Annotated in this window: 6 protein-coding genes; all 6 read left to right on the top strand. The window is 32.0% G+C overall.

Annotated features, from left to right (window positions below; all coding sequences use genetic code 11):
- Positions 1-80 precede the first annotated feature (80 nt).
- Positions 81-1073, top strand: a complete 993-nt coding sequence (locus Q0616_RS11740) for a glycosyltransferase family 2 protein (RefSeq protein WP_260541156.1) — start codon at positions 81-83, stop codon at positions 1071-1073.
- A 95-nt stretch (positions 1074-1168) separates the two neighbouring features.
- Complete coding sequence (locus Q0616_RS11735) at positions 1169-1954, top strand: GLPGLI family protein (RefSeq protein ID WP_298777080.1); 786 nt, start codon at positions 1169-1171, stop codon at positions 1952-1954.
- Between the two features lie 74 nt (positions 1955-2028).
- On the top strand, positions 2029-2805 hold the full coding sequence (locus Q0616_RS11730) for a GLPGLI family protein (protein WP_225538951.1): 777 nt from the start codon (positions 2029-2031) through the stop codon (positions 2803-2805).
- A 78-nt stretch (positions 2806-2883) separates the two neighbouring features.
- Entirely contained in the window at positions 2884-3486 is a 603-nt protein-coding gene (gene pncA / locus Q0616_RS11725; RefSeq protein WP_171623865.1) for a bifunctional nicotinamidase/pyrazinamidase, read from the top strand.
- Positions 3487-3628: 142 nt separating this feature from the next.
- Complete coding sequence (locus Q0616_RS11720) at positions 3629-4405, top strand: GLPGLI family protein (RefSeq protein WP_225538950.1); 777 nt, start codon at positions 3629-3631, stop codon at positions 4403-4405.
- A 103-nt stretch (positions 4406-4508) separates the two neighbouring features.
- Positions 4509-5217 (top strand): carboxypeptidase-like regulatory domain-containing protein (locus tag Q0616_RS11715; protein WP_298777079.1); only part of this gene is annotated, 709 nt, incomplete at its 3' end.

Here is a 5217-nt window from a genome sequence, read left to right as displayed (position 1 = left end):
AAACTATTCAACAACATCCAGATAATTGGCTTTGGAGCCACAAACGTTGGAAATATGCCGATTTGTAATTTTAAATATTCATGAAAACAGCAATTGCCATCTTAAATTGGAATGGAGCAAAATTACTTCCTCAATTTTTACCTTCAGTTATTAACCATTCTAAAAACGCATCGATTTATGTCATTGACAATGCGTCGACTGACAATTCTATTGAATTGTTGAAAACTCAATTTCCTGAAGTGAAAATCATTCAAAACAAAGGAAATTATGGTTTTGCACAAGGTTATAATGAAGGCTTAAAACATATTGAAGCAGAGTATTTCTGTTTACTAAACTCGGATGTTGAAGTTACTGAAAATTGGATTGATCCAATTGAAAAATTATTCAACAGCAACCAAGATATTGCGGCTATTCAACCCAAAATAGTAGACTACAAAAACAAAGAATATTTTGAATACGCCGGTGCTGGAGGTGGTTTCATTGATAAATTTGGATACCCATTTTGTCGTGGACGAGTTTTTTCTACATTAGAAAAAGACAACGGTCAATACGACGACACAACACAAATTTTCTGGGCAACGGGTGCAAGTTTATTCATCAGAAAAAAAGATTTCTTTGAACAAAATGGTTTTGATGAAGATTATTTTGCGCACATGGAAGAAATTGATTTATGCTGGCGATTAAATAATTCGGGTCGAAAAATTTACTACTGCGGGGGATCGACGGTTTATCATTTAGGTGGCGCAACATTAGATAAATCAAATCCTAAAAAATGGTATTTAAATTATCGAAATAGTTTATGGATGATGTTAAAAAATCTACCTGCAAACAAATTATTCCCAATGCTTTTTACACGTCTTTCAATGGACGGAGTTGCTGCTGTTGCGTTTTTACCAACCCAAGGTTTTCCACATGTTTGGGCAGTTTTCTTATCACATATGCATTTTTATGGAGGTTTCTTTAAGATGTACAGAAAACGTCAAAAACATCAATCAAAAAAATATTCTGACATTGGGTTATTACCTTTTCAATACTTCATTCAAAAACGTCAGTACTTCAACGACTTAAAATAATTTTTATTTTCAATAAAGGTTTAACATTTATTTAATACTCTACATTTATAGAAATTAAATTTATTCTTCATAATATTGTTTTATAAACACATACAATGAAGAAAATATTAACTCTATTTACATTCTCATTATTGGCAACAATCGCTTTTGCACAGAAACTGGAAGTAACTTACCAAGAAACTATAAATATAGACAAAGATGAATTTAAAAAGAACATGAAAGTCGAAACTTCTGGTTCAGTAAATTTACCAAGTGATTTTTATGACAATGTTTTCAAGAGTCTTTCTGAACCAAAAGATTTTACTTTAGTAATCAATGATAACGAATCAACTTATAAAAAAGTTGAAAAGATAAGTAATAATCAAGGTAATAATGGTTTTTCTGTTTCAATGAGCATGTCTGGGGGAGGAAATGGACTTTACAAAAATCTATCGACAAAAGAATTTGCAAAAAGTGTTAATCTCATGGATAAGCCTTATTTAATAAAAGATAAGCTGACTGAATATAAATGGCAATTAAGTAGAGAAACGAAAAAAATAATTGGTTTTGATGTCAAAAAAGCGACTGCAATTATTGACAGTACAAAATCTGTAGTGGCATGGTACGCTCCAAGTATTGCAATCAAAGACGGGCCTGCGATGTACAATGGATTACCAGGTTTGATTTTGGAATTAGAAATTATTAGTACTAAAAATACGAGTAATAAAGGTTTTGGAAATGTAACGATAAAAGCAACAGAAGTAAAAGAAGTTGCAGATATGAAACCTATCGAAAAACCAAAAGAAAAGAACGTAATTTCTGAAAAAGAGTTTGAAACAATGTCTAAAAAACAAATGGAACGATTTAAAAAAATGCGTTCAGAAGGTGTAGATAAAGATTAGACTTTGAGAATAAATATTTTTTGAGTCGATTAAACATTTTCACCTTTTAATTGTCTAATGACAAAATCACACAAATGAAAAAGATAATTTCAGTTTTTATTTTACTTATAAGTATTGTTTCTTTTGCGCAACAAGAAAAGTTAGAAGTTAGTTATACTTCTCGAATTATTCTACCCGACGATTTTAAATTTCAACCTCCAGGAGGTGGAAGTAGACAAATGCCAAAAGATATACAAGAACAAATGGTGAAATCGTTACAAGAACCCCAAGATTTTACCTTGACCATATTAGGCGAAGAATCACTTTATAAATTGGTGGAGAAAATTTCTAATTCGCAAGAACAAGGAATGAGAGGTTTGCGTGGTGGTAGAATGATGTTGATGAATGGAGATAACATTTACAAAAATACGTCTACACAACAGTTGTTGAAAGAACAAAACATGATGATGAAAAGTTATACTATACAAGACACTTTGCAAAATTATGAGTGGAAATTAACGCGAGAAACTAAAACAATTTTAGGTAACGAAGCCAAAAAAGCAACAGCTATTATTGATAGTATTCAAACAACAGCTTGGTACATTCCGACATTAAAATACAAAACAGGTCCTGAAAATTATTGGGGTTTACCTGGTTTAATTGCAGAGGTAGAAACAGAGATCAACAGAGGTCCCATAAGTGGTAAACGTATCATATCTTTAACGAATATTTCGACTGCAACAAATACTAAATCAATCGAAAAGCCAAAAGATAAAAATGCAATTTCGCAAAAGGAATACAACAAGTTAATGAACGATCAACGCAAACGTTTTGAAGAGATGCGAAATTCTGGCGTGAACAAACGGGATTAAATTTCCTTGAAAATTAAGCTATTTTCGTATTTAAAAACTTATATTTAATACCATATTAATCTTAAGAAATAAAATACTATGAAAGCTTTAATCATCGTGGATATGCAATACGATTTTTTGCCAGGAGGAGCATTAGCTGTTAATGAAGGAGATCAAATTATCGAACGCATCAATAAATTACAAGAAAAATTTGATTTGGTGGTCGCTACACAAGATTGGCATCCAGCAGATCATAAGAGTTTTGCTTCTCAACATCCAGAAAAAAATCCTTTTGATGTGATTGATTTAAATGGAACACAACAAGTTCTATGGCCAGATCATTGCGTACAAGGAACAAAAGGAGCTGAATTGCATAAAGATATCAATCAAAAAAAGATTAGTGCGGTTATCCGAAAAGGAATGAATCCGAATATAGATTCGTATAGTGCTTTTTTTGATGTGAATAAAAAAAATCCGACAGGGTTAAATGGTTATCTAAAAGATCACAATATTTCGAGTGTATATGTTTGTGGTTTAGCAGGCGATTTTTGTGTGTACTACACAGCAAAAGACGCTTTATCGCTTGGGTATACAACTTATATTTTAGAAGGTTCGACAAAAGCGATTAACCAAGATTCATTTGATGAATTGAAAAAAGAGTTTGCAAAGAAAGGTGGTCATATTTCGACTTATTTATTATAATCTAACAATAAATAAAACGTAAAAAATGTCACTTGGAAACCTATCTTTTTTTTGAATGACATTTTATGTTGACTAAACAATGTAATATTTTTCTGTAACATTCAACCTACTAAGTAGACTAACTATAGAAAATACAACAATTATGAAAAAAGCAATCTTAACATTTGCCTTAGGAATTCTTACAACAACAGTTTCTATCGCACAAGACAATAAAGCACAAAATATTGACGCCACTTATGTCATGGAAGTTAAAATGGATTATGATCAAACCATGAAAACTATTCCAGAAGCATACAGAGCACAATTTGGTCCTATGTTGAAAGCTGAAATTGATGGTGGAATTTTTATGACTTATTTCTTCAAAAGTAATTCTAAAAATTCAACATTTACATTAGAAGAAAAAGTAAACAATGGTCAAGGTGGTTTAGGAATTATTGCGCAACAAATGGCTGCAATGGACAATAAACCAACGTACAAAGATTTTACGGTTACACCTCATTTATACTACAAAGAAGTGGATATGGGGGTTAAACAATATTTAATCAAAGATCAGATTCCAGATTATAAATGGAAAATCTCACGCGAAAAAACGGATATCGCAGGATACCAAGCAACAAAAGCAGAAGGTGTGATGATGGACTCTATCCCAGTTACCGCTTGGTATGCACCAGCAATTCCAATCAAAGACGGACCTACTTCTTTAGCTGGATTACCAGGATTAATCATCAAAGCAGAATTTGAAGCGAATGGCGCTAAAATGATTTATACCTTAAAAGATTTGAAAATTTCGGATAAAGATTTAAAAATTGCCTTACCGACTAAAGGAGAGGTTGTAACGCAAGACGAATTTATGAAAGTCGTATTGGAAATCCAGAAAAAAGCACAAGAATTGATGGGCGGTGGCGTAGACACCAAATAATCAATGCATAAAATAAGAATTCAATCAGTTCAACTTAAGTTGAATTGATTGAATTCTACTCAAAACCTCTACAAAAATTAGTATACAATAACACTATATTTCTATGAAGAAAATACTCTACCCACTCTTACTCGTTGGGGCAGCTCAATTTACATTTGCACAAGAATGTAAACTAAAAGGTTCTGTTGCAGACGAAAATGGTATTCCTGTTACCGATGCATCAGTTTCTATTTTTGATCAAAATAACGAAGGTAAAGGCTTTGTTTTTACAAGTAATGTTGGAGAATTTGAATTCAAATTACCTTGTGGTCAAAAATATGATATTGAAATTGAACAGGCTGGTTTTGAGACTTACATAGAAAATGTTGACTTAACAGAAAACGTCAACAAAAAATTAAAGCTAAAAAAAGGAAATCAAATTTCTTTGCAAGAAACCATTGTAAAGGCGCAGCAAGCCATCAAAGTAAAAGGTGATACAATCGAGTTTGATGCAGATTCTTTCAAGGTTGGAAACGAAGAAACGTTAGAAGATATTCTAAAAAAATTACCAGGAATCGAAGTCGTAAATGGAAAAGTGATGTACAAAGGGAAACCGATGTCTCAAGTTACCGTTGGCGGTCGCGAAGTATTGGGTGGTAACGAAAAGTTATTGAATAAAAATTTACCTTCTGATGCTGTTTCTAAAATTCAGTTGGATACAAAGTTTAAATCCAATCCTTTTGCTTCTTCCTTACAAGAAGATGACGAACAATTTGCGTTAAACATCGAACTAAAAGAAGATATGAAACGTATCGCTTTTGGAAATGTTACAA

The organism is uncultured Empedobacter sp., assembly GCF_937930195.1.
GTDB lineage: Bacteria > Bacteroidota > Bacteroidia > Flavobacteriales > Weeksellaceae > Empedobacter > Empedobacter stercoris.
This window is presented reverse-complemented; position numbering and strand designations above follow the sequence as displayed.